General features: G+C 36.7%; 28 protein-coding genes. 11 read left to right on the top strand and 17 right to left on the bottom strand.

Going from position 1 to position 26,038, the window contains the following annotated elements; all coding sequences use genetic code 11:
* Positions 1–11: 11 nt before the first annotated feature.
* Genes ACKVQX_RS09650 through ACKVQX_RS09660 form a run of 3 tightly spaced genes read right to left on the bottom strand, consistent with a single transcriptional unit; the run spans position 12 to position 2,719 of the window.
* A complete protein-coding gene (locus tag ACKVQX_RS09650; protein WP_068451143.1) occupies positions 12–1,001 on the bottom strand; it encodes a HAMP domain-containing sensor histidine kinase in 990 nt (329 codons plus the stop codon).
* A gap of 1 nt (position 1,002) precedes the next feature.
* Positions 1,003–1,707, bottom strand: a complete 705-nt coding sequence (locus ACKVQX_RS09655; RefSeq protein WP_068451140.1) for a response regulator transcription factor — start codon at positions 1,705–1,707, stop codon at positions 1,003–1,005.
* A gap of 19 nt (positions 1,708–1,726) precedes the next feature.
* Entirely contained in the window at positions 1,727–2,719 is a 993-nt protein-coding gene (locus tag ACKVQX_RS09660; protein ID WP_068451137.1) for a lipoate--protein ligase, read from the bottom strand.
* Between the two features lie 142 nt (positions 2,720–2,861).
* On the opposite strand from ACKVQX_RS09660, the gene yhfH reads away from it, so the two are divergent.
* A complete protein-coding gene (gene yhfH / locus ACKVQX_RS09665; RefSeq protein WP_082701353.1) occupies positions 2,862–2,987 on the top strand; it encodes a protein YhfH in 126 nt (41 codons plus the stop codon).
* A 224-nt stretch (positions 2,988–3,211) separates the two neighbouring features.
* Here yhfH and ACKVQX_RS09670 read toward each other — a convergent pair whose 3' ends face one another.
* The 9 genes from ACKVQX_RS09670 to hemE all read right to left on the bottom strand — a co-directional run bounded on the left by ACKVQX_RS09670 (position 3,212) and on the right by hemE (position 13,468).
* Positions 3,212–5,692: a YhgE/Pip domain-containing protein gene (locus tag ACKVQX_RS09670; protein ID WP_325943601.1), complete on the bottom strand. Its 2,481-nt coding sequence runs from the start codon at positions 5,690–5,692 to the stop codon at positions 3,212–3,214.
* Positions 5,693–5,760: 68 nt separating this feature from the next.
* Positions 5,761–6,330 (bottom strand): TetR/AcrR family transcriptional regulator, encoded by a 570-nt coding sequence (locus ACKVQX_RS09675; protein WP_068451132.1) that lies wholly within the window; start codon positions 6,328–6,330, stop codon positions 5,761–5,763.
* Between the two features lie 120 nt (positions 6,331–6,450).
* Positions 6,451–6,837 (bottom strand): FixH family protein, encoded by a 387-nt coding sequence (locus tag ACKVQX_RS09680; RefSeq protein WP_068451129.1) that lies wholly within the window; start codon positions 6,835–6,837, stop codon positions 6,451–6,453.
* Positions 6,834–8,231: a cell wall metabolism sensor histidine kinase WalK gene (locus tag ACKVQX_RS09685; RefSeq protein ID WP_087679956.1), complete on the bottom strand. Its 1,398-nt coding sequence runs from the start codon at positions 8,229–8,231 to the stop codon at positions 6,834–6,836. Before ACKVQX_RS09685 ends, ACKVQX_RS09680 begins: the two co-directional genes overlap by 4 nt.
* Positions 8,228–8,908, bottom strand: coding sequence for a response regulator transcription factor (locus tag ACKVQX_RS09690; RefSeq protein WP_068451123.1), 681 nt, complete (start codon positions 8,906–8,908; stop codon positions 8,228–8,230). Before ACKVQX_RS09690 ends, ACKVQX_RS09685 begins: the two co-directional genes overlap by 4 nt.
* Positions 8,905–9,861, bottom strand: coding sequence for a YncE family protein (locus ACKVQX_RS09695; protein ID WP_087679955.1), 957 nt, complete (start codon positions 9,859–9,861; stop codon positions 8,905–8,907). Before ACKVQX_RS09695 ends, ACKVQX_RS09690 begins: the two co-directional genes overlap by 4 nt.
* A gap of 168 nt (positions 9,862–10,029) precedes the next feature.
* A complete protein-coding gene (gene hemG / locus ACKVQX_RS09700) occupies positions 10,030–11,451 on the bottom strand; it encodes a protoporphyrinogen oxidase (protein WP_409136265.1) in 1,422 nt (473 codons plus the stop codon).
* Between the two features lie 19 nt (positions 11,452–11,470).
* Positions 11,471–12,406, bottom strand: coding sequence for a ferrochelatase (hemH, locus tag ACKVQX_RS09705; protein ID WP_087679953.1), 936 nt, complete (start codon positions 12,404–12,406; stop codon positions 11,471–11,473).
* Positions 12,407–12,430: 24 nt separating this feature from the next.
* Complete coding sequence (gene hemE / locus ACKVQX_RS09710) at positions 12,431–13,468, bottom strand: uroporphyrinogen decarboxylase (RefSeq protein WP_068451115.1); 1,038 nt, start codon at positions 13,466–13,468, stop codon at positions 12,431–12,433.
* Between the two features lie 296 nt (positions 13,469–13,764).
* On the opposite strand from hemE, the gene ACKVQX_RS09715 reads away from it, so the two are divergent.
* Together ACKVQX_RS09715 and ACKVQX_RS09720 are read left to right on the top strand one after the other, a co-directional pair.
* Entirely contained in the window at positions 13,765–14,301 is a 537-nt protein-coding gene (locus ACKVQX_RS09715; RefSeq protein WP_409136266.1) for an antibiotic biosynthesis monooxygenase, read from the top strand.
* A 17-nt stretch (positions 14,302–14,318) separates the two neighbouring features.
* On the top strand, positions 14,319–15,494 hold the full coding sequence (locus ACKVQX_RS09720) for a M20 family metallopeptidase (RefSeq protein WP_409136267.1): 1,176 nt from the start codon (positions 14,319–14,321) through the stop codon (positions 15,492–15,494).
* Positions 15,495–15,545: 51 nt separating this feature from the next.
* On the opposite strand, the gene ACKVQX_RS09725 is transcribed toward ACKVQX_RS09720, so the two are convergent.
* The 3 genes from ACKVQX_RS09725 to ACKVQX_RS09735 form a co-directional block, all read right to left on the bottom strand.
* Positions 15,546–16,547 (bottom strand): LLM class flavin-dependent oxidoreductase, encoded by a 1,002-nt coding sequence (locus ACKVQX_RS09725; RefSeq protein WP_342302901.1) that lies wholly within the window; start codon positions 16,545–16,547, stop codon positions 15,546–15,548.
* Positions 16,548–16,643: 96 nt separating this feature from the next.
* Complete coding sequence (locus ACKVQX_RS09730; RefSeq protein ID WP_068451104.1) at positions 16,644–17,825, bottom strand: ABC transporter permease; 1,182 nt, start codon at positions 17,823–17,825, stop codon at positions 16,644–16,646.
* A complete protein-coding gene (locus ACKVQX_RS09735) occupies positions 17,818–18,558 on the bottom strand; it encodes an ABC transporter ATP-binding protein (protein ID WP_409136268.1) in 741 nt (246 codons plus the stop codon). Before ACKVQX_RS09735 ends, ACKVQX_RS09730 begins: the two co-directional genes overlap by 8 nt.
* Before the next feature lie 135 nt (positions 18,559–18,693).
* Between ACKVQX_RS09735 and ACKVQX_RS09740 the strand changes: the two genes are divergently transcribed.
* The 7 genes from ACKVQX_RS09740 to ACKVQX_RS09770 all read left to right on the top strand — a co-directional run bounded on the left by ACKVQX_RS09740 (position 18,694) and on the right by ACKVQX_RS09770 (position 23,119).
* Complete coding sequence (locus ACKVQX_RS09740; protein ID WP_068451098.1) at positions 18,694–19,119, top strand: HIT family protein; 426 nt, start codon at positions 18,694–18,696, stop codon at positions 19,117–19,119.
* 113 nt (positions 19,120–19,232) lie between these two features.
* Positions 19,233–19,760, top strand: coding sequence for a tryptophan transporter (locus ACKVQX_RS09745; protein ID WP_087679948.1), 528 nt, complete (start codon positions 19,233–19,235; stop codon positions 19,758–19,760).
* A gap of 159 nt (positions 19,761–19,919) precedes the next feature.
* Positions 19,920–20,315: a YtxH domain-containing protein gene (locus ACKVQX_RS09750; protein ID WP_087679947.1), complete on the top strand. Its 396-nt coding sequence runs from the start codon at positions 19,920–19,922 to the stop codon at positions 20,313–20,315.
* Positions 20,316–20,416: 101 nt separating this feature from the next.
* Positions 20,417–20,938, top strand: coding sequence for an HTH-type transcriptional regulator Hpr (locus ACKVQX_RS09755; protein ID WP_068451090.1), 522 nt, complete (start codon positions 20,417–20,419; stop codon positions 20,936–20,938).
* Between the two features lie 227 nt (positions 20,939–21,165).
* Positions 21,166–21,729 carry a DUF3267 domain-containing protein gene (locus ACKVQX_RS09760; RefSeq protein ID WP_068451087.1) on the top strand — a complete coding sequence of 188 codons (564 nt, stop codon included), beginning with the start codon at positions 21,166–21,168 and terminating at the stop codon, positions 21,727–21,729.
* Positions 21,730–21,777: 48 nt separating this feature from the next.
* The gene (locus ACKVQX_RS09765) at positions 21,778–21,960 is read left to right on the top strand and encodes a hypothetical protein (RefSeq protein WP_068451084.1); all 183 of its coding nucleotides are present in this window, start codon (positions 21,778–21,780) and stop codon (positions 21,958–21,960) included.
* A 262-nt stretch (positions 21,961–22,222) separates the two neighbouring features.
* The gene (locus ACKVQX_RS09770; RefSeq protein ID WP_068451080.1) at positions 22,223–23,119 is read left to right on the top strand and encodes a peptidylprolyl isomerase; all 897 of its coding nucleotides are present in this window, start codon (positions 22,223–22,225) and stop codon (positions 23,117–23,119) included.
* Positions 23,120–23,170: 51 nt separating this feature from the next.
* On the opposite strand, the gene yhaM is transcribed toward ACKVQX_RS09770, so the two are convergent.
* Complete coding sequence (yhaM, locus tag ACKVQX_RS09775) at positions 23,171–24,109, bottom strand: 3'-5' exoribonuclease YhaM (RefSeq protein WP_068451077.1); 939 nt, start codon at positions 24,107–24,109, stop codon at positions 23,171–23,173.
* A 236-nt stretch (positions 24,110–24,345) separates the two neighbouring features.
* Between yhaM and ACKVQX_RS09780 the strand changes: the two genes are divergently transcribed.
* Positions 24,346–24,528, top strand: a complete 183-nt coding sequence (locus ACKVQX_RS09780; protein WP_068451074.1) for a YhzD family protein — start codon at positions 24,346–24,348, stop codon at positions 24,526–24,528.
* Between the two features lie 48 nt (positions 24,529–24,576).
* On the opposite strand, the gene ACKVQX_RS09785 is transcribed toward ACKVQX_RS09780, so the two are convergent.
* Positions 24,577–25,353 carry an enoyl-CoA hydratase gene (locus tag ACKVQX_RS09785; protein ID WP_325943609.1) on the bottom strand — a complete coding sequence of 259 codons (777 nt, stop codon included), beginning with the start codon at positions 25,351–25,353 and terminating at the stop codon, positions 24,577–24,579.
* Between the last annotated feature and the right edge of the window lie 685 nt (positions 25,354–26,038).

The following is a 26,038-nucleotide window of genomic DNA, read 5'->3' on the forward strand; positions in this document are numbered from 1 at the left end:
CATCCCTCATTCTAAGCGTATTTAAAACAAACGGTAATTGTTGTGCCTTCTCCGACCGTTGATTCAATCGTCAATTTATGTCCTAATTTTGTACAGATTTCCTGTGCTAAATAAAGCCCCATTCCTGTCGATTCTCCCGTTTTACGACCATTCTCTCCTGTAAAGAAAGCTTTCGTAACACGTTTTAAGTCCATCGCTGGAATACCAATTCCTTCATCCCGAATTTGAAGTGCAATTCCTTCTTCATGTTGAATCGCTGAAATATATACTTTTTTGCCATCTTCAAACGTATATTTCACCGCATTCGTTAAAAACTGTCCTATCATGAACTTGAGCCATTTTGGATCAGTTGGTACTTCAATATCATCTGATACATCAATACTTGGAAAGACATGATTCGAGATAAAAAGGCGTTTGTGTTGATTGACGACTTCTGTCACGATTTGTTTCAAATGTGTTTGCTCAATTTTTAAATCTTCTTCAAATGTATCCAATCGTGCATTCATTAATACCATTTCTAAACCATGTTTTAGGCGTTCCATCTCTTCACGTGTACTTTTTTTATCGAGTGGTTCATCTTCTTGCAACATCAATTCCATCACTGCAATTGGTGTTTTCATCTGGTGTACCCATTGATTCATAAACTGAAGATGACGATTTTGTTTTGCATATAATTCTTGCGCTTCTAGCTGATAAATACGATATAACTCATGCATGTACTCCTCGACTTGTACTTCTTCTGCTGTTTTCGCATTTTTTTGAAGCGCATCATCCATCGTCGTTGGTAAATGCACAATTTTTTTATAGAATGCTTGGCGCATCATATAACGTAAAGCTAAAAAAGTCAGCGTAAACACAATCGTTACGATGATGGAGTAAATAGCTGTACTCGTATTACGAAAGCCATCTAACCAATAAAGTAGCAGAATAAATGCTACAAGAAACAATTCGAACACGAAGAAAATAGCGTGGTCACGAATGAAAAGCTTAAGTGCTGCCATGCTACGCCTCCTCCTCATGCAATAAGAAACGATAACCTGCTCCTCGTACAGTTTCGATAGTTGACTGTACGTCATAATCCGCTAACTTTTTTCGAACGCGCGTCATATTTACATTTAGCGTATTTTCATCAACGAAAGCTTGGTCGTCCCATAATTCTTCTAATAAGCGTTCACGAGAGACAACTTTTGGTGCTTCACTCATAAGTAACTCTAAAATGACACATTCTTTTTTCTGCAAAGGAATCATCTCATCCTTCACTTGTAATTCCATACGTTCTAAAAATAATTGTAATTGCCCTTGTTGTACGGTTCTCTCCTCTTGTTTTGAAGCATATTCACCATACGTTCTTCTTAAATGACTTTTAATTTTTGCAAGTACGATTTCATAGTGAAATGGTTTCGTAATAAAATCATCGCCGCCATTTTCAAGTGCAAAAATTTGATCCATTTCGCCCGAACGAGCAGATATATAAATGATGGGTACTGTTGTGAATTGTCGTAATTGGCGACACCAATAGTAACCATCATAAGAAGGTAAGTTGATGTCTAACAAAACAAGATGAGGAGAGAAGGCCTTAAATTCCTCTACAATCTGGTCAAAGGCCTGTACAGTTTGGACTTCATAATGGTATTTTCGCAATGTATCCGCAAGCATAGAAGCAATTTTCAAATCATCTTCTACAATTAAAATACGATGCTTGTCCATTTTGTCCCCTCCTTCTCTATTAATACATTAATTGTACAAATTCTTCTTCTGTCACGCCACCAAAGTAAGTTGGTAAATCAAATGGTTGAAGTGCCTCTCGTATAGCGCTCGCTTCATATCGAACGCCTTTTAAAGCTTGTTCTAAATCTACCATATCACCAACACCGAAGAAATCGCCAAAGATTTGAATATCTTCAATCATACCTTTTTTCACTTCAATGTGTAAGTCGATAAAGCCCGATGCAAACTTCTTCGAACGCTGTGTATTGAATTTCGGTGACTTCCCGTAATTCCACTCCCACTTTTGATAGCGTTCTTCTGAAATTTTATGAATCGCTTTCCAATCTTCTTCTGTTAGTTCATAGTAACGAATTTGATCTTCTCCACCAAAAATAGCCTGTAAAATTTCTAAACGGAAATCTTCGATTGTAACCGTTTGGTCATCTAATAAATCAATAATATTCGTAACGCGTGAACGAACCGATTTAATACCTTTTGACTCCATTTTTTCTTTTTTAGGGCGTAAAGCGCGTACAACTTCTTCAATGTTTGCATTGAACATCAGTGTACCATGACTGAACATACGACCATTTGTTGAAAACATCGCATTCCCTGAGAATTTCTTTCCTTCTGCTAAAATATCATTTCGCCCTGATAATTCTGCTTTTACACCCATGTGATTTAGCGCGTCTACTACAGGTTGCGTGAACTTCTTAAAATTTTGGAAATTGTCTCCTTCATCTTTTGTTAAAAAGCTAAAGTTTAAATTACCTAAATCATGATATACAGCACCCCCACCTGAAAGACGACGAACGACGATAATATCATTTTCTTCGACATAGTCCGTATTGATTTCTTCGATTGTATTTTGGTTACGACCAATAATAATCGACGGTTGATTTATGTAAAACAGTAGTAAGCCCTCTTCTACATCTAAATTTGTCAGTGCATACTCCTCAATTGCTAAATTTATACGTGGGTCTGTAATCCCTTTATTATCAATGAATAACATAGATTCGTTAGCTCCTTTTTTAAGTTCTCACATCTATTTTACTTTATTTTTTATGTTTTGTATTGACTTTTCAATCTGTATTATAATACAATGTTAAATAACAAATCAGTAATATAACAGATTGCTTAGGAGGCGAATTCAAATGTTAGAAAACGTTGTAGAATTTTTCAAGAACCTGCCGGACAAACACTGTGCCAAATGTGGAGAGAAAATCGAAGAACAAAGTGAGTGCTACTCAAACACTTGCCATCATTGTGAATCACTGTAATCAATACTGTTATGTGCTGAGCTAGAAATTCCCCAAAATATTTCTAGTTCAATCATTACCGTTCATATTCTATACTGAACCATAGAATATGAACCTATATAAAGTCGCTTAATTTTATGGAGTAAATCCAAAAACGCTTAGAGATTCTGAACCAATCTCTAAGCGTTTTTTCATATGTAAAAAGCGCTTCTACCTTCTATATAAAGGCAGAAACGCTTTTATTTTTATGCTTGTGTTTCTTCAGTTGGTGTACCTGAATAGCGTTTTTTAAATAGTAATTGGAAGTAACCGAATGTTACAAGTAAACATACGACGATAATTGAACCTAGTACGGCGATGTTTTTCCAATAGAAGTCAAAGTCACCTGTTGAAATGGCTGCTTTGAACGCTTGGATTGTATAGGTCATCGGCATGAATTTATTCAATGCTTGTAGCGGTTCAGGAATTAATTCAAGTGGGAATGTACCAGCACTTGATGTTAATTGCATAACCATTAGAACAAGTACGATGTAACGACCGACATCATTGAATAGTGTTACAAACATTTGAATGATTGCCATGAACGTATAACTTGCGACTAGTGCAAGTAAGAACACAGCACCTAAGTTTTGAACTTCAATACCTAAGAATAACTTCACAAGACTTACAACAATGACAGATTGTAATAAACCAACTACAGCTAATACACTTGTCTTACTTAAGAACCAAGATGTTCCGTTCGTTGGACGAATAGCTGGGTGAACAATTGAGAAGATGACTGTTACAACAATACCACCTACAAGTAATCCCATTGAGATAAAGTATGGTGCAAAACCTGTACCATAGTTTTCAACATGGTTGATTGCTTTTTTATCCACTTCTACTGGGTTACTTACCATGTTGTATGTTTTATTTGTTGCATGGATATCTGCTACATCTGATGAAGCATCACCTAGTTTTGTTTGTAATGTTTTCGCGCCATTTTGAAGATCTTGTGTACCATCAGCTAGTTGACCTGAACCGTCTTCTAGTTTTAGTGTACCGCTCAATAATGACGTTGTTCCATTTGATAATTTACCTAGACCTGCTACTAAACTTGTCGAACCTGTTTGTAATTGTCCCATACCATCTGTTAATTTAAATGCTCCGTTTGATAGTTCACCTAAACCAGATACAAGACTATTAGAACCTGTTTGTAATTTTGATAGACCATTATTTAGAGATGAGATTCCTGTATTTAATGAACCTGCACCTTCGTCTAATTTTTTAGCACCTGCAACCGAGCTACCCCAATTCTGTTCAAGCTTCTCTGTACCAGCTGCTAGTTCCGTTGTACCTGGTTTTAATTTATTTTTCACTTGATCACTTGCTGTAGCTGCGCCTTCTGCTACTTGTGCTGCACCAGATTTCAACTTACTTAAATCGCCAGCTTCAGGCACTTGTACTTTTGATACTTCTGAATTTAATACTGCTGTATTTGAGCTTAAACTTGCTGCTCCGTCACTTGTAGCTTTTGCACCTGCGCTCACTTGTTTCGCTGTTGCAAGTAAAATAGCCTTCTGTTCTTCTGGGATTTCTAAAGCCGCAATTTGTTGTTCAAGTGCTGCTGTTCCATCTGCTACATTTTTTGTACCTGCTGCTACTTTTGCTGCACCATCATTAATACCGGATACACCATTTTGTAGTTTTGATACAGTTTGTGGTAAGGCTCCTAAACCATCCACAAGCGCTGTCACACCATCTGATACAGATTGTGAACCGTTCGCTAACGCACCTAAACCTTTTTGTAGAGAACCTACACCATCATTGACTGCTTGTGCACCGTTATTCAATGCTTGGATATTCGATGTGTTATTTTCTAAACCAGATACAAGCGTTGCTGTTCCATCTTTTAATTGCTGTGAACCACTTTGTAATTGTGTTGAACCATCTGAAGCCGAGCTAATTCCATTATTTAATTGGCTTGCTCCGTCTTTCGCTGATAATGCACCATCACCTAGCTGTGTTGCACCTTTTGCAGCAGAAGCAATTCCTGTACTTAACCGTCCGGCACCATCTTTTGCTGATAATGCCCCGTCGTTTAACTGACTTGCTCCATCTTCGGCACTAATAATCCCGTCTTTCAGTTCATTCGCACCATCTTTTAATTTTCCGGCACCATTTTTTAGTTTTTTAGCACCGTCTGAGCCTTCTTGGAATCCATCGCCCAATTTAGCAATGTTTTTAAAGAGTTGCTCAGCATATGTTTTTGATACTTCTTCATTTACCTCTGTACGAATCGTTTCAATTGCACTCTTACCGATTTGACTTCCTAAGAAGTTAATTCCTTCATTCGGTGTATATTTAATTTTTAGTTTTTCAGGTTTATCTTCTAATAAAGTACCTGCATTTTTACTAAAATCTTTTGGAATGCGAATCGTCATATAATATGTACGATCTTCCATTCCTTTTTCAGCCTCTTTTTCAGAAACTACTTTAAAGTTCAAATTTTTCTTATCGAGTAATTCATCTGTCAATTCGTCGCCTAATTTTAATTTCTTCCCATCAACTGTTGCACCGCGATCCTGATTCACAACTGCAACTGGTAGCCGATCTAAATGACCATATGGATCCCAAAAAGACCATAGGAACATACCAGCGTAAATGATTGGAACAAATAAAATTGCTACTAATGAAATGAGCATCATTTTATTTTTGAATATTTTCGTCCACTCTGCTTTAATCAATTCCGTTTTCCTCCTAAATACTTAATGACTAAAAACCTCATACAGTCATTCCATTGTTTAAAAAGACTCTATGGTGTTAAACCACCAAAGAGTGTATTTTTAAATAAATCTACAATTGTATGTTCATCAAGTTCTTCGTCATGTGTTTCTGGCCATTCTACAACAAAAGATAAATAAACTTTAAAAACTAAGTATGCAACATGCTCAGGATTACATGGTTTGATTTCTTTTTTATCAATGGCAATTTGAATCTTACTTGAAATATACGTTAAGATTTCGTTTTCGATTTTTTTTAGGACATTTTCTACTTGTGGTGTGCGAAGTGCATGACCTTCTTCTACAAGCTTCGCATAAAGTTTATGTACATCCCTAAATTGTAAGAGCTTCATTAAAATTTGATGTGTATTTTCTAAAAAACTAACATTTGGATTAATAATACGCTCTGCTTCGTTTTTCATTTCTTCAATCATACCCATCACAATCTCTTGAAACAGTACGTCTTTATTTTCGAAAAATGTATAGATAGTTCCCTTCCCAACATTCGCCATACGCGCCACTTGATCCATCGTTGTAGCTTTATAGCCGAATAATGTGAAAGACTTATTTGCCGCGACCAATATTTCATGTCGACGATCCATTTCCTCACACCCCTTATAATAAGTAAAAATGACCAGAAACCGATTTCGGTCATCTAGTCATTTATTTTATACCTACATAACGAATTTAGCAAGCACTAAATATATTCTTTTTCTTATCTTCTATTGTACTTCAATTTTTTGTTTTGGCATAATGTGCAGACCATGTGCTTCTGTATGTGCATAGACATAATATACGCCTTTTTTCTTTACTGTAGCCTGCGCAGTATAGTGACCTTCTCCTATATGTTTCGCATCAATCATACGACTATCTTTTCGCTCACCATCTCGCCAAATTTCAAATCGTACAAAACTTGCATCTTCCACAGGCTTTTTGTCTTGTGTCACTTCAACTTCTAACGGAATCTCTTTTTTCTTAAATTCATCTGGGTTGATAAATTGAACCTGTACTGCCGCAATCGTCTGGTCTGCTTCTACTGGATCTTCTTCTATTGAACAACCCGAAAGAAGAAGGAGAAAGAATGCAGCCAACATCATTCGAATTTTCATTCTTCCATCTCCTCCATTAATGGTAGGAATATGCGTATAGTCGTCCCTTCATTCAAAACACTCTCAATTTGAACACGTCCACCATGTGCTGTTACTAACTGTTGAACAATTGATAAACCGAGACCACTTCCTCCATCTGCACGACTTCTCGCCTTATTCACACGATAGAAACGTTCCATAATATGTGGTAAATCTTGTTCTGGAATACCAATTCCATGATCTTCAACTTCAATACACGCTTGATTCTCTACTTCATAACTTCGTACATAAATAGATGTTCCTTCATTTGAATAGCGAATCGCATTTTCAAGTAAATTAATCAAGATTTGTTTCATGCGCAGTTCATCTGCATTCACAATCACATGATCGTCTAGATTCGTATGAATCGTAATATCAGCTTGTTTCGCACGTCCCTCAAGCATATGCACTACTTCTCGAATCGTTTCAGATAATGGTAGTGGATACAGCTGCAATGTTTCCTTTTGTTCAGTCGTACGTGATAACTGTAGTAGTTCATTCGTCAACTTTTCCATACGTCCTGCTTCTCGAACAATTAATGCTAGTTGGTCGTTACGCTCTTGTTCAGATGTATTACTTGTAAGTAATGTCTCACCATACCCTTTAATATAGCTAATCGGTGTACGCAATTCGTGTGACACATTCTCTAAAAATTGGCGCTGTCTCTGATCTTCTTCTTCAATTGCTTGTGCCATCTCATTGAAAGTTTGTGCTAATTGTCCAATTTCATCTTTTGATGTACTCATGACACGCGTTTGATAATGCCCCTGCGCCATTTCTTTTGCTGCATATTGAAGCGATTGTAGTGGCTTCATAATAACACGTATTCCTTTGAATATAATGAAGCTAATCAAAATTAAAAAGACAATTGCGGAACAAATTAAAAAAACAACTTCTTTTGAAGCAAGTTCTGTAATTTTTTCCAGTGGGAAATAGAGATATAAAATCCCTTCTAGCCTTTTTTCATCTACAAGCGGAATCACAACAGAAATCACTTGACGATCAAATCGCTTTTCATATCCTTGCTTCGTAATGATATTCCCTTTTAACAATTCATGTCGTTCGTCTGGTCCAATTAACGTATCATAATCAATATCAAATGGGACACAGGCACTCAATTCACGTGGATTTCGTACAGCAAATACATTGACATTCGCATATGTATTATAACGGTCTACATTGTCGATTAATTCGTCTGTTACTTTACCACCTGTATACATCTTTGAAAGCTTTTCACCGATTTCGATCATGGAGTTTTCTGCATCTTTTACATACAATCTTTCGTATAAAAAATTAGTTAAACCATACATAAATAGAACCGTCACTGCTACTGTGGCTAATACAAACACCCAAATCTTCGTGGAGATTTTTTTCATCGTTGTTCCTCAAAGCGATAGCCAATACCCCAAACTGTTTGAATCAGACGACTATATTCTTTTCCAAGCTTTAAGCGCAATGTTTTAATATGTGTATCGACTGTTCGTGTACCACCATCATAATCAAGCGACCAAATTTTCTCGAGTAATTGTTCGCGTGTATAAACAATATTCGGTTGTTTCATAAATAAATGTAGTAAATCGAATTCTTTTAGTGTAAGTGGAATTTCTCTACCTTCCACTGTCACACGTCTCGCAATTTCATCTAGGCAAATATTACCGCGCTGAATAATTTGTGTATGTGTTACATCTTGTTGTGGTTGGTAGCGACGTAAAACTGCTTGAATACGTGCGATTAACTCGGAAGCAGTGAAGGGCTTTACCATATAATCATCTCCACCTAATCGTAGTCCACGCACTTTATCGGCATTTGCATCTTTCGCTGTTAAAAAGATAATTGGGATATCTGAGTTCTTACGTATTTTCTGACACACTTCAAAACCATCTTCATCTGGCATCATGACATCTAATAAGATGAGGTCAATGGGTTGACGGTCTAAAATATCATATGCCTCTTGTCCGCCACTGGCTTGGTAGGTTTGAATATGTTCTTGGTGAAGCATAATCGAAATCAGATGACGCATTTCCTTTTCATCATCTACAATTAATACGTTCATTTGACATTCTCCCTTACTAAAAGTTGAAATGGTGCTTGCCCTACTTTTGTTTTTTTCACGATATGATGGTCTTTCACCCAATAAAGTGTTTGATCGTCATACCCTGCAACGACAATTTGATTTTGAAAAGCTTCGACTGCAAATGGATTTGAGCCAATCTCTTGTTCCCAACTAATTTGTTGTTGCTCATTCAGTTCATAGAGCATACTTTCACCATGACTGAGTACAAATTCACGTTCATCTAACTTTGCAAAAGCGATTGGCATAATTGGTAAATCCATCTTTCCAACAACTTTTGAAGTCTTTGGATTGATTTTTAATACATGTGTATTTGGTTTTTCACCTGCTCCATGTCCACCTAACCAGAGTTCACCATCAACAAAGTCTAATCCATGTGACGACTTTGGAATTGGTATTTTCTTTTCTAATTTTTTCGTCGTTGTATTGAATACAGAAATAAACGTATCTTTAAAATTCACCACGTATAAATGACCGTCTTCCACTAACATCGCCATTGGATACTTCCCTGTTTTCATTGTCTGAATACGTTCACCCTTTTGATTATAGGCAGTTACTTCGTTTAAGCCACTATTCGCTATATAAAAAGTTTTGTTTGCATCATCATAGTAAGCATTCGTAGCACCTTTTGATACATCAATTTTCTTTTGAATCTCACCCGTATCAAGATTCACTAAATCAGCTTGTTCTAATTGATTACCATATAAAAGAATTGCATGTTCACCAACCAATGTAGCTCCAGTATATGCTTCTTTTAAATCCCATGTTTCGATTTTTTCACCATTAGGCCGAATAAAATCAATAGATGGTTCACCAATATTTACTGAAGCGATAAAGGGTTCATCTTTTGAAATTCCTTTGTAATCTGTTCGATTGCAGGCTGTTAGTACAGCAAGCAACAATAATAATAATGACAGTATACCTACTTTTTTCATAACAACCCTCCTGTCCCTTATTTTATATGGAATATGTGAAAAAACAATGAAATGTACTTCATATTTTCAATCGTTCGCATAAGGTTCACATTCCGTAAATTTACTAAATAAAAAAACAAGAGCTTTCAGCAAACACTCTGCTGTCCTCTCCTGTTTTTTAAGACTCTTTTATTCGATTACAAAGGATGGCAAATCTTTTAACTCTTGCATAATTTGCTCCGCACTCTCAATTGCTTGACGAACACATTTTGGAATACTAATGCCATCATAGGTATTCCCAATCAAACGAATTGTTGGGTAAGCTTCATATAAAGATTCTTTCGATTTTCGCACGCGCTCTAAATGTCCAATCGTATATTGTGGCATAGCATTTTTATAGCGCGTCACAATCACTTTTTCAGGCGCGCCTGTAATCCCCACTAAACGATGTAAATCTTGCAACACGACTTTTTCAATTCCTTTATCGGATAACTCCACAATGGCTTCATCACCTACACGTCCAATGTAAGCTTTGATTAATACCTTACCATCTGGTGCCGTACCTTGCCATTTACGATTCATAAATGTAGCCGCAGTAATAGATACATCATTATTACGTGATACAACAAAATCCGTTCCTGTAAAATGATGAGCAATTTGAGTTTCATCAAAAGCTAAAGAAACAGTAGCTACTGTGTTCAATGGGATACCATCTAGTTCTTGTAAAAGCTGTTTTTCATGAAATAACGACTGCGCAATTGTATGAGATGTTGCGATAATTACCGCATCTGCTTTAATTGAACTTTGGTTATTTAATGATAGTAAGAGTTGATGATTGCTTTTTTGAATATTCGTTACACGAACACTCTTTTTTAGTTTCACTTCAGTTAATTCATGAACCAATGCATCAACAAATGTCTCAAGTCCTCCTACGAACGAAAAACTTTGTTCTGCATCTGTTAAATAGTCCGAAGAACGAGTGTAAGACTTCATACTTTGAATCAAGCCACTTGAAGTTTTACTGTGTGTAGAGAGAAAGGGTAATACCGCCTGTAAACTTAGTTCGTCGATATCTCCATTATAAATCCCCGACAACAAAGGTTCGGTCAAGTTTTCTAATACTTCGCCACCTAATCGCTGCCTTACCCACTGTCCAAGTGATTGATCTTCTGTCATTTTTCCCTGTGGACGTAAAAAGTCGAATGTAGCTCGTGCTTTACCACTCCAAGACACCAAGTCCGATATCAAAAAGGGTGTAATTTCTGTTGGAATACCGAATTGCACACCTTTTGGAACTGCATGCAATTCTTCATTCACCGCCACAAACTTCCGCTCTTCTTTACTCCGAACAAGCTGTTTTTCAACTTTTAATTTTTTCGCTAATGTAGCGACCGTTCCTTTGTGATCTGTAAAAGAATCCGGTCCTTTTTCAATTTGATAGCCATCTTCTACGATGGTCTGAATCTTCCCACCAAATCGATGCGATGCTTCAATCAATACAATCTCAGTTGGTAATTGTGCTGACTTTGCTTGCTCTTGTAAATAATAAGCAGCGGTTAATCCCGATATTCCTCCACCGATGATTGCAACCCTGCGCTTGTCATTCGTCACATCAATCATCACTTTCTTTTTAAGCTTCAGCTAATCTTCTTGTTACAACATCAGCTAATCCATCAATGAATAGTGGATCTGCATTTGGCATTTTTGGACGACGGTAATTTGCGCCTAACTCATCACATACCACTTTACATTCGTAGTCATTATCGTATAGAACTTCTAAATGTTCTGCTACAAAACCTACTGGCGTATACACGAATGAACGATATCCTTTTTCGTTATAAAGGTCGCGTGTTAAATCTTGTACGTCTGGCTCTAACCATGGCTCTGGTGTTTGACCAGCTGACTGCCAACCAAACTCTACATTTTTCACACCCGTACGCTCTTGTAAAATATCTTTTGTATCAAACATTTGGTCACGGTATGGGTCACCCATTTCGATAATACGTTGTGGTAATGAGTGTGCGCATACGATTAAGCACGCTGTTTCACGTTCTTCTTCTGTCATATCAGCGAAAGCTTCATTAATTTTTTCAGTCCAGTATTGTAAGAATTTTTCTTCTTTATACCAGCTGTCCACTGTATAGAACTTCATTGAACTACCTAACTCTTTCGCTTTATCCATAGCACGTGTGTGATATGCTTTTGTTGAGAATGATGAGAAGTGAGGTGCTAGTACGATTGATACCACTTCTTCTACACCGTCCTTCACCATATCTTCTACTGCATCTTCTACGAATGGTGCGATATGTTTTAAGCCAAGATATAGTTTATATTCCACTTCGTCTTGCATCTCGTTTAAACGATTTACAAGTGCTTCACTTTGTTCAAGTGTCGTTTTTGCAAGTGGTGAAATACCACCAATCGCTTGATAACGTTCACGTAAATCTTCAATTTGTTCATCGCTTGGACGACGACCGCGACGAATATGTGTGTAGTAAGGGATTAAATCTTCATCTTTTTCTGGTGTACCATACGCCATTACTAATAAACCAACTTTTCTTTTCATCTCAATCACCTCATAAAATTATTATTATTTCTTTGATGCGCTATATTCATGAATAAATGCTGTTAAACGTTTTAGAACATCTGGATTTACTGAAGGGAATACACCATGTCCTAAGTTAAAGATATGACCTGGCATTTCTAATCCTTGATCGATAATATCTTTTGTACGAGCTTCTAATACAGACCAGTCCGCTAATAATAATGTTGGATCTAAGTTACCTTGAAGTGGTTTTGTAATCCCCATTTGACGGGCTTGTTTAATTGGTAAGCGCCAATCTAAACCAACTACATCAACAGGTAGCTCATTCCAATCCATTACTAAATGACTTGCACCTACACCGAATAAGATTGAAGGAACACCTTCATCTTTTAATTCTGTGAAAATACGTGTCATGATCGGTTTAATAAAAATTTGATAGTCTTCATGATTTAAAGCACCTACCCACGAGTCAAAAATTTGGAAGGCTTTTGCACCCGCTTGAATTTGCGCCTTTAAATCTATAATAATCATATCTGCTAATTTATCCATTAATTTAAACCAAGCTTGTGGTTCAGACACCATAAAGGCTTTTGTTTTCGCATAGTTTTTCGATGGGCCACCTTCAATCATATAGCTTGCTAATGTGAATGGTGCACCTGCAAAACCGATTAATGGTACATTCAATTGTTCTGTCGTCAGTAGCTTAATTGTATCCAATACAAAAGGCACATGTTCTTGGGGATTGAATTCACGTAGTGTATCGACGTCTTTTGCAGAACGAATTGGATTTGAAATAACAGGACCGATTCCTGCTTCAATCTTCACATCTATCCCCATGCCTGGTAGTGGTGTCACAATATCTTTATACAAAATTGCTGCATCTACACCATAATTTTGCACTGGTAAATGTGTGACGTATGCACATAACTCTGGTTGATGTGTAATTTCCTCAAGAGAGTATTTTTCTTTAATTTTACGGTACTCTGGCTGTGAACGTCCTGCCTGTCTCATATACCATACCGGTGTATGTTCTGTCTGTTCGCCTCTTGCTGCGCGTAAAAGTGTATCATTAAATTTCGTCAATTGATTAGCCTGCCCTTCCTTCAGTTCATCTTTTTACTTTTGATTCACTTCATGTAAATCGTCTGTTCTATATTGATATCCATTTTCACTATAGACTTTTCATATATTAAAGTATAGTTTCAAAACCTTTTTGTCAAAAAAACTTTTTCAATTCTTGTCTTTTTTTTGACAACGCTATCATAACGTGAAAATAATTTGGAAAAACGACTAGACATTTTCAAATGTTGTGAATCTTTTATGTTAAACGGATATACTAATAAAGAGAATCAAATAAAATGATAAAGGTGGCGTTCAGTATGTATGTTTATTTAGCAACCGGTACAGCCGATTTTATGGAGCATTTACAAGCAAAATATAAAAAAGAAAATATGACGGTACTATATGGTGGACAACAATCTGTCTTAATGCATGTGACGGAAGGTAAAACAAAATTTGCAACACCGCAGTCATTTGAAGTTGTTGAAGCAGTTGGTGAATTTGAACCAGGTGGCTTCTATGCCATTACGTATGTCGATATTTTTGAAGATAGCCAATTATCTTTTGAAAATCGTCTGAAAAGTAAATCATTCCACTTTATTAACGAACCTGGATTTATCGCGTATAAATTATTAAAGCCGATTAAGTCAACTGTATTTGCGATTATCCAACAATGGACAGGTCCAAACTCATATCAAGTTTGGCGCGATTCAGCAGACTATGCAGTGGATTTTGACTTTATGGGGAATCATGAAACAGACCGTAGACCAACAACACTCGCTGTTGCACCGTACACAAAACTCTATGGAACAGCACCTGTTGAAGAAGTAGAAGAAGACAGTGATGATCGTTTTTAAGAGAGAAGGTATTGTAGATGAAAGAAGTCATTTGGAATGAATTAGAAGAACAATTTACATCGATGCAAGAAATTCGACGTTATTTACACATGCATCCTGAAGTATCGTATAAAGAACATGAAACGGTTGAATATATTTGTAACTTTTATGATGAATTTGATATTCCTTACGAAAGAAATATTGGCGGGAATGGTATTGTTGCCCGCATTGAAGGTGGATTACCTGGCAAAACAGTGGCTCTACGTGCTGACTTCGATGCCTTACCGATTCAAGAAGAAACAGGTGTTGCTTATCAATCAACTGTTCCAAATGTAAGCCATGCTTGCGGACATGATGGACATACAGCGACACTTCTTGTGCTTGCAAAAACATTATTTCAACATCGCGAACAACTAGCTGGAAACTATGTAATGATTCATCAACATGCTGAAGAAGTAACACCAGGCGGCGCAAAAGCAATGGTTGAAGCCGGTTGTTTAGATGGTGTTGATGCTGTTTTCGGCACACATCTATGGTCACAATTCGAAGCTGGCATCATTCAAACACGACCTGGTGCTATGATGGCTGGAGCAGACTCTTTCACACTTACACTACATGGAGTTGGTGGACATGGCGCAATGCCGCATACAACCATTGATACAGTAACGCTCGGAGCGCAAATTGTGACGGCACTTCAACAAGTGGCTTCTCGTCGTATTAATCCAACAAGCCCCGTTGTACTCACAGTTGGTTCATTCCACGCTGGTGATGCTTTTAATATTATTGCAGGGAGTGCTGAACTAAAAGGAACGGTTCGTACGTTCGATGTAGAAGTACGCGAACAAGTAATTGTTGAGATGGAGCGCATCATCAAAGGACTTTGTGAAGCTGCAGGTGCAACCTTCACATTCGACTACACGCGTGGTCACCCTCCTGTTATTAATGATGTTCTCATGGCGCAACATGTACTGGAAACAGCGCAACATGTACCCAATGTAAAAGCCGCTCAAATCATGGATGCAAACATGGTTGGTGAGGACTTTTCTTACTATTTAAATGCACGACCAGGGGCATTCTTCTTCACAGGTGCAAAGCCTGTAAATGGCCCAGCTTATGCACATCATCATTCTAAATTTAATTTTGAAGAATACGCGATGGTAGCTGCCGCTCAAACATTAGCTGCTGTAGCCATTGATTTTAATACGAATGCTTAATATAAAAAGAGGCATCACACGTCTATTTTCGTGTAATTGCCTCTTTTATGTTTAATTTTCTTGTAGCTCTTTTAATGCTTGCATGATGATCTCATATGAATGGACGCGTTCTGCTGGTTCATAAATATGTGATGTCACCATAATTTCATCTACTTGTGTAATTTGCAAGAAACTTTGTAGTTGATTCTTCACTTTTTCTGGGCCGCCTTTGAATGTATAGCGAAGTGCTTCTAATACGGCATAGCGCTCATTCATCGTCCAAATCTCTTTCATCGAATCAACAGCAGGCATTAGTTTTTTCGGTGAGCCTTTTACAATTCCTAAAAAATATTGATACAAGCTCGTTACCATGCGCTCAGCTTCTTCATTCGTATCTGCTGCCATACCATTCACACATGCAATGGTGTACGGCTTGTCTAAATACTCGGATGGCTTAAACTGCGTGCGGTAAAGTTGTAGTGCTTGTTCTAAGTAATTCGGTGCAAAGTGACTAGCAAATGCATATGGTAGTCCCATTTGCGCTGCGAGTTCTGCACTGAATAAACTTGAACCTAAAATATAGATGGGTACATTCGAGTTCTCACCTGGGAAGGCGTGTACACGCGCTCCTTCATTTGCACCTAAGTATGTTTGCAATTGCTCTACATCTTCTGGGAAGTTATTCGGTGCGCCGTATGGACTTCTGCCAAGTGCCTCTGCAGTTGTTGGATCTGTTCCCGGCGCTCTACCTACACCTAAATCAATTCGTCCTGGATACATTGCATCTAATGTACCGAACTGTTCCGCTACGATAAGCGGCTTATGGTTTGGTAGCATAATACCACCTGAACCTACTCGCATTGTTTTTGTATGTTCTGCAATTTTACCAATCAATAATACAGTAGCTGAACTCGCAATGCTTGCGCTATTATGATGTTCTGCAAACCAGTAACGCTCATAACCTAATTCTTCTACTTTTTGAGCGAGGTGTACGCTGTTCTGAATGGCTTCTCCTGCTGTAAATCCTTCTCCTACAGCAACTAAATCTAATACAGATAATTTGACGTTTTTCATCTCTTACCCCTCTCTTTCCTAAACTAGCCTAACAAATTCAAAGAAAAAAATGAAGTTTCCTTACTCGGACTTCTCCAAATAAAGAAACTTCACGTATTATTTTGATAAGCGTAATGTAATTTCTCCTACTACGAGAACGACGATACCTTGTAAGTAGAAGTACGGTGTACCAATGCCAGCAAGCGTTACAATTACTGCTTGTGCAATTAATGTATAGCGCGTTACTTTTTGTGCGGCTTTTTGACGTGCATCAGCTGGTAATGGATAGAGCATACTCATGGAGAAATCGACTGGCTTTCCTAGTGCTTGTTTTAATTGAATCGCTGTAGCAAAAGCAAGAGCTGCTGCGACAATCCCTACAATAATCGGCATATTCACAAATGCTGCTACTAACGCTGTAATCACAGTAAGACGGAACCAAAGGAAGAAATAATCATCCGTTCTTATAAAGCTTCTAACTAAATAATATTCGAATGTTGTTTTTTTCGTTTTCGGTACACCATTCACAAGGAAGTCCAGATAACGTCTTCTTTTAATATTTCCTTTTACAGCAGGTACATCCGTAAAGTAATTCGCAAAGCGGTAAATACGCATCATGCGATTTTCTTCTAATTTTACAAAGTGTTCGTAAGGGAAGGGTTCTTCTAATGTTTTTTTCTTACACATGACAGGATAAAGTGCCAAAATGATGATCATAATAATCGCATATAAACTATCATGATTTAATAAGAAGTATAAGAATACACCTGAAAGAATACCTCGTACAATGCGGTCTAGCCAAACATAACGACCTTTTGTCGCCCAGCGGAACATGAATTCCACATGTACATTCCACCATTTTAGTAAAACAGTGAAAGCTAATCCGATTGCAATCCCAGAAACCTCAATTTCGCCCACTTGTCGCATCATCGGCCACATCACAAGATAGACGACGAGTGCGACACCTAATTGACTGAAGACGGTGTAGTTTAAGACACGATTGAAGTACATTGGCATCTTCGTCTCAAGTGGTAATAAATATACTTCGTCTGGCTTCTTAATAAGCGTTACAGGTTTACTTATCGTGAGAACAATACCCATCACTGTTGCGACGAATAGAATCGTTGGAAAATCGTGCGGGGCAACTTTTAACCATTCACTGTACTGATAACCACCAGCACCAAGTAAAAATACAATCACGAGCGCCATATGACCTGTGAAGATATAGCGCATATATTTTTGTAGCTCTGTTATATAGTAATTAAACCGTTTACGCCAAACATCCTGTAAATTATTCATGTTCTTTTTCCTTTGTCATCGCGATGTATAAGTCATCTAACGTCGCATCTGGCATGTTGAAGGATTGGCGTAAGTCATCCATCGTACCAAATGCACGTATATATCCGTTGTGAAGCAGTAGAATTTTATCACAATGTTTTTCAGCAGTAGCTAATACATGCGTTGACATTAAAATGGCTGCACCTTCTTTTTTCTTCTCATCCATTTGTTCAAGTAATAGTGAAATCGCAAGTGGATCAAGCCCTAAAAATGGTTCATCAATAATATACAGAGATGGTTCTACTAAGAAAGCACACATAATCATAACTTTTTGACGCATCCCTTTTGAAAAGTGAGATGGGAACCAATTCAATCGTTTTTCCATACGGAATTCACTAAGTAACGGGGCAACACGCTCACGCATCGTTTCTAAATCGATTCCGTACGCCATCGCTGTTAATTCTAAATGCTCTTTTAATGTTAGTTCATCATATAAAACAGGTGTCTCAGGAATGTATGAAAAAGAAGTTCGGTATACATCCATATTCTCTTTCATCGTTTTTCCATTAATTTTAATTGTTCCTTTTTGTGGTTGCATCATTCCAATGATATGTTTGATTGCTGTACTTTTCCCAGCACCGTTCAGACCGACTAAGCCGACTAGCTCACCTGCTTCTAGTTTGAAGTTTAAATCGTGTATAACGGGTTTTCGTGTATAACCGCCTGTTACAGCAGATACTTCTAATATTGACATCTTCATCACTCCATTCTCAGACACAATTGCCTGAAACATCCTATTTGAATATACTTAGTTTATCAAAAATTCAATTATATCGCAGTTGTCATATGATAGAATAGAAAGAAATATATGAAAGGTGTGTGAAATAGAATGGCTGATTGCGTATTTTGTAAAATTATTGACGGTTCTATTCCAAGTAAAAAAGTGTATGAGGATGATTACGTATATGCCTTTATGGACATTACGCCTTTATCAAAAGGTCATACATTATTAATTCCAAAAGAGCATGTTGCGAATGTATTCGAATTATCTCCTGAAACAGCATCGCATCTATTCTCTGTTGCACCTGTAATTGCGAATGCGATTAAAGATGCATTCCAACCTGCAGGTATGAACTTATTAAACAACAATGGTGAAGCTGCGGAACAAAGTGTATTCCACTTCCATCTTCACTTCATCCCTCGTTACGATGAAAAAGACGGATATAAGCCAATTTGGAAAACAAAAGAAGACGAGTTTACTTCTGATATTATTACACAAGTAGCAGATGAAATTGCTGCACAATTAAATAAGTAAGCGCACTTGATTTTACACGGTTGACACGATAGAATTACGCTAAGTTTCGCTAACGCTCACGAGGAGACGTTAGGAGACGAAAAAATTTTAGAAGAGCTTAGGAGAGATGAGAAATGAAAACAAAAAACTTAGTATTAATGGCATTACTTGTTGCGGTAGGTGCTGCACTGTATTTAGTCATCCCAGGATTCAACGGAGGAATGAAACCAGACTTCATGTTAACGATGATGTTTATCGGTATTTTCCTATTCCCGAATTCTCGTGACGTATTCTTATTAGCTGTCACAACAGGTATTTTATCTGGTCTATTTTCTACATTCCCTGGTGGGTTTGTGCCGAACGTGATTGATAAGTTTGTAACTGCGTACGTAGTATTATTCCTTGTGAAACTATTAAAAGGACAAGCAAAGAATTTTGTCGCATCAGCTATATTAGTTGGCGTAGGAACAATCATTTCAGGCAGTGTATTTTTAGGATCAGCGATTTTAGTGATTGGTGCAAACATTCCATTTATTGCACTATTCTCAACTGTTGTACTACCAGCAATTGCGATTAATATCATTGCGTTTGTTGTAATTTATCCTATTATTACAACACTCGTAAAACGCTCTAAGTTTGATACTTCATTGTCACATGCATAAGTAAGACGAAAGTCGGTTGCTACTAAAAGTTAGGCGCTACTCATTAGAAATTGATGAAAAGACGATGACTTTTGAGGGCAACCGCTTTTATTTTTCTTGAATCATGTTTTAATATAATAAAAAAAGGAAATATTATCATTAGGAAGGAGCTTTTCACATATGAATGTAAAAACATTTGTGCTTGGCATCGGCGCTGGGCTTGTAGCAGGTGCTGCCGTAACATTATTCACAACTCCAAAATCAGGTAAGGAATTAAAGGGTTCTTTAACGCAGTATAAAAATAACTCCTCAGACATTAAGAACGAATTACAGCAACGAATTGCAACGATTAAGCAATCGGTTAATTCGATTAAATATGAAGTTCAAAACACGCTACCTGATGCAGTTTCAGGTATTAAAGAAGCTGTTAGTACATTCCAAGAAACTTCAGCTCCGTCGCAAGAAAACTTGAAGAAACACATTGAAGATTTAAAAAAATCAGCCGATGAATTAAACGCTGAGATGGAAGAGCTTCAAAAAATTACACTGAAGAAAAAAAAGGGCTCAACAAACTAAGAGCATGAAGATTTTAAAAATTCATTTATTTCATTCTTTTCTCGTTGTATATTTTTGGGAAATAATGATATAATGAAAAAAAATGCGAAAGTGGTGGTAGCATGTCTGAAGATTTATATTCGGTGAAAGAAGCCATGATTTATTCACAACGAATTGCCCATTTATCTAAAGCACTTTGGAAGGCTGTTGAAAAAGATTGGCAAGCCTGGATTAAACCGTATGACTTAAACATCAATGAGCATCACGTCCTTTGTATTGCATCTAATTTAGAAGGCGCGTCTATTTCAGATATCGCTAAATTTGGTGTTATGCATGTATCAACAGCATTTAACTTCTCAAAAAACCTTGAAGAACGAGGATTACTTTCTTTCTCTAAACGTGATGATGATAAGCGAAATACATACGTTGAGATTACAGAAAAAGGTCAGGCACTATTGCAAGATCTAAATGACAACTACGACAAAACAAATCACACTGTAGTCGACGGTTCGCTTCCGTTAAAAGAAATGTATGGTAAATTCCCACAGTATCTTGAGTTAATGGCTGTCATCCGTAACATTTATGGTGACGACTTCATGGATATTTTTGAAAAGTCATTTGAGAACATGGAAAAACAGTTATAACACAATCAAAAATCCTCTTCAATTTCTTTATTGGAGAGGATTTATTGATACCATCACATTGTAAGCGTTCTCTTAAATTCATACTAAAAAAAGTGCTTGCTTTTGTCATTAAAAAGACTTATGTTATGTATCGACGATTTTTATTCCCTATTTTGGGAACGTCGTTGAACACAGGAAGGACTACTACTTGGAAGCCCTTCAGTTATGAATGAATGGAGATGCTTACAGTGCATTGTTGGAAAACTATTAATGTGCAAAAACAATACGGACATGATCGTATTTTTCTATTTTCGATGATTTTCGTTTTTATTGTTTTTTCGTTTTTCTATATTTCAATTAATGTCTTTCGTCACGGTCCTATGTCTGATCAACGATTTTCATGGTTTTTACTCGTTTTATTATTGACATACCCTTTGCATAAATTATTACATTTTATGCCGATTGCACGTTATCGCAATCGACTACGCTTTTCAGTCGAGAGAAAATTCGGGATTATTCCCCTTTTAAATATGAGAATTCATGAACCAATTATGAAATCACGCTATTTGATTTCACTTATAATGCCTTTTATTATTATTAACTCGATCTTTATTATAGGTGCTATCACATTACCAAGTTTCCGCCACTACTTTACGATTCTACTCGCTTATCATAGTGGACTTTGTCTTATTGACTTGTTATATGCGAAACATTTATTAAAGACACCTAAAAAAGCATTGGTCGAAGAAACAGATAAAGGTTTTGAAATATTAGTTCCTTATACAAATACGCGAACAAACTTGTCAGCATAACAGTTCATTTGATATGCTTGAAGTGTATGATAGGAAGGGGGAACGGTCTTGATTATAATTGTCATTTTATTTGCGGTTTTTTACTTATTCCAGATTAATCGCATGACATATGCTCTATGCGCCAGAAAAGAAATTCCAGAAGAAAAACAACCAAAGGTATACAGAACAATCAATATCTTAATCACGATTTTATTAGTTTCTTTATATTTAAAGACCTACTATTCAATTTAAGCCTCACTTCTATCTTAAAACGTATATTTTATACTTAGATTATAAACAGGAGCAGCGAACGTCGCTGGTTCTGTTTTTATTTGCATATTTTTAGGGTAAAAAGCAGATAAATATTCTTTTTAAAAACAATATAGTAAAATATGTATTTTTTTCATATCGTTGTATAGGCAACCTTTTTATTTTTTAATCGTTCTATGGTATAGTTACAAAAGCAATGGTTTATTAGGCTTAAAGAGATATTAGGTTGGGAGAGAATTTAATAATGAAAAAGACAGTATTAACATTAACACTTGCGGCTTCAGTACTAGGTTTGGCTGCTTGTGGTAATTCAGGTGACGAGAAGGTAGTCACTTCTAAAGTTGGCGATGTAACACAAGAACAACTTTATAAAGAACTAAAAGAAACTGCGGGCGATCAAGCACTTCAATTAATCATGATTGAAAAAGTACTTGAAAACAAATACAAAGTATCTGACAAAGAAGTAGACGCACGTTACAAAGAACAAAAAGAACAAATCGAAGCACAAGGCCAAGATTTAAAAACTTACTTAGCGTCTCAAGGTATGACAGAAGATACATTCAAACGCTATCTTAAACTGAACCTTCTACAAGAGAAAGCACAAACAGACGGCATCAAAATCTCTGATAAAGAAGCGAAAGAATACTATGACCGCACAAAGAAAGAATTAAAAGCGAGCCATATCTTAGTAGCTGATGAAAAAGAAGCGAAGAAAATCGAAGCTGAATTGAAAAAAGATCCAAAGAAATTTGCTGAACTTGCAAAGAAAAATTCAACAGACCAAGGTACAGCATCTAAAGGCGGCGAACTTGGTTGGTTCGGTCCAGATCAAATGGTACAAGAATTCACTGATGCTGCTTATGTAATGAAAAAAGGTGAAATTTCTGAGCCAGTAAAATCAAGCTACGGTTACCACATCATTAAATTAGAAGATACACGTGTGAAAGAAGTAAGTAAATCATTTGATGATGAAAAAGATGCAATCAAACAAACACTTGCTCTTAAGAAAGCAAAAGCTGAAGATCCAAACTCTACAAAACTACAAGAAAAAATTGCTAAGTTAATGAAAGATGCTGATATTAAAATCAAAGATAAAGATTTAAAAGACGCTCTATCTTCATTCTTAGGTTCTTCTAAATAAATAAAGAAAAAGCATGATGGAGAATTATGATTCTCCTCATGCTTTTTTTGTTTATTCAATTGTTGGTTTGTAGAAAGCACGATTATCAAGAGCAAACAGACGCTCTGTAAATTCCCCTGCTTCTGTTTTTGATAATGCGCGTTTTAACATATTCATCTTCGCATCAATATTATCAATGTAGTGTAAAATCTCCGCTTCTTGAATCATTGGCTTTTTAGGGCTACCCCACTCTTCTTTACCATGATGCGATAACACCATATGTTGAAGTAGCATGACTTCCTCACCTTCAATCCCAAGTTCCTCTGCAATCACTTCAATTTCAGACACCATAATTGTAATATGTCCCAGTAAATTCCCCTTCACTGTATAAACAGTTGAAACAGGTCCTGATAGCTCTACTACTTTACCGATATCATGTAAAATAATCCCTGCATATAATAAATCTCGATTAATTGTTGGGTATAAATCTGCAATTGCCTTTCCTAGACGTAACATTGACGTTACGTGATCAATTAACCCCGATGCATAGTCGTGATGATTCTTTGTCGCAGCTGGATATGTCATAAACGCAATCTCATGCTTTTTCACTAATTGTCTTGTAATACGGTTAATCGCTGGATTGTGAATATCGAATAAATAAGATTGTAACTCCTCATACAATTGTTCTTTTGGTGTATCAGAAGATTGAACAAGGTCCGACACCTGAATTGGTTCGCCTTCTTTTACAGGTCGTATTTGTTTAATACGTAACTGTAACTTTCCTCTGTAATCTTGAATTTCTCCACTAATATGCACAATGCCACCTGCTGGATACATTTGAACTTGTTCATCACCTGCATCCCATAATTTCGATTCAATACTGCCACTCTTATCTTGCAAAATAAGGGTCATAAATGGTTTTCCCATTGTTGTAACACCCTTCGTTGCTTGTTTGATTAATAAATATTGGTTGACGGCTTCGCCAACACGTAATGTTGCAATTCCTTCCATCTCTTAATCAATCTCCTTTCCTCTGAAGTATTTAAAAAAACGCTTCAATATGATACTTACATAACATTTATTGTACCACTTTGGTAAAAAAGAAAGTATTTTAAATCCATTCGATTTCAGCATAGTGCATACTTTTTTTATCTATTCCCTGAAAAGCGTAGTTATCCCTAGAAAGTTTTTCGTATTTCATATTATAATGAATAAGTATTCATTATTTTATAAAGGGGTGCTTTATAATGAAATTTCGCTTTACTGCTTTTCAACCAACTGGGGAAGTCATTTTAGATGAAGATTGGGAATTCGAAAACGATCATGAAGCTAAAACAGCAGGTGCTGAAAAAATCGCCTCACTTGAATTAAGTGAAGCTACACATCGCTTAGTCAATTCAAAAGGAAAACTCATTCTTTTCCATTCGTAAAAATAAAGAATAGGAAACCACGAATATGTGTGGTATTCCTATTCTTTTCTATTCCCCGTTAAAGTTTGGTTTACGCTTCTCTACAAATGCGCGAATACCTTCCATATGATCTTTTGTATCTCGCATTTTCTTCTGACCTTCTGTCTCTTTTAACAAAATCGATTCGAGCTCTGGTAAGCGACGTTCGTTTAGAATCTTTTTCGTCTCAATCATCGCTTTTAGTGGCGCATGTGAAAAACGTTGCACCATAGATTGTACAAATTCATCCACAGCACCCTCTGCTACAATTTCATCCACAAGACCAATTTTCTGTGCTTTTGTACCGCTCATAACTTCTCCTGCCCAAATAGCTTGCTTTGCTTTCACATTTCCCAAACGCTCCTGCATGAAGAAATGCCCACCACCATCTGGAATTAACCCAATACCAATGAAGTTCATCGCAATTTTAGCTGTTTCTTCAGCGATGACATAATCTGCTGCGAGCGTCGTACTCAATCCAAGCCCTGCTGCTGCCCCGTGGACTTGAGCAATGACAATCTTCGGTAATGTATATAATAAACGCGTATAACGCGCTACAAGCGTCATAGCTTCTTCCAAATCTAAATCACCTTGAATCATTCCTTTAATATCTCCACCTGATGAAAAGGCCTTTCCCTGTCCCTTTAAAATAACGACTTGAATTTCATGTTGATGATGAAGCTCCTCAAAACAATCACCTAATTCTTTCATCATTTCTAAATTAATTGCATTCATCGACGTTGGTCGATTCAATGTAATCGTTGCAACACGCCCTACCTGTTCAAAAAGAATTGTTTTTTCTGTCATATGGACACCCCTTATATTATGAATGGTCATTCATAATTAATATTCGTGAAAAATCTGAAAAGTCCTTCATTTCTTTTTGTTACGAACATTTATACGAATAAAAAAAACGTATTTTAACACTTTACTACACTAATGGATAAGAACTTTTAATGTTTACGGAAACCCCTAAACCTTACACCTTCAATATTGTAAGCGTTTTACTTTTACTCTCTGATACAATTTCAAAGCTTTCATTGTCCTCTCTGAAAGAACGAACATTTAAATGATTAATAATCAAAAATGTTCGTTTTAATTCTTTTTAAAGGTCTTAAAAAAGGTTATTTTTAATAATTTTCAAAATTACCGTTGACATTCCTTAACATTAGCTTTAATATAGATTTAAATTCAAATCACGCACAAATATGATGACGAAGACATGCTTATGATTTTTGAAAATCCCACAGCGAGCTGATGGTCGGTGCAAATCAGCGATTTCATACATAAGTTCCACTTCTGAATAGGTATTCTGAACATCCAAAAGTAGGTTTACCCGGCACATGCACGTTACGCATATAGATAAGACTGTCCTCTTTGTATGGACAGTAAATTAGGGTGGTACCGCGTTACTAAATGTATACATTTAGCCTTTCGTCCCTTGCAATTTTTTTGCAGGGATGGAAGGCTTTTTATTTTTTCAAAAACGAAA

The sequence above is a fragment of the Kurthia sp. ISK08 genome (assembly GCF_046159805.1).
In the GTDB taxonomy this organism is placed as follows: Bacteria; Bacillota; Bacilli; order Bacillales_A; family Planococcaceae; genus Kurthia; species Kurthia gibsonii.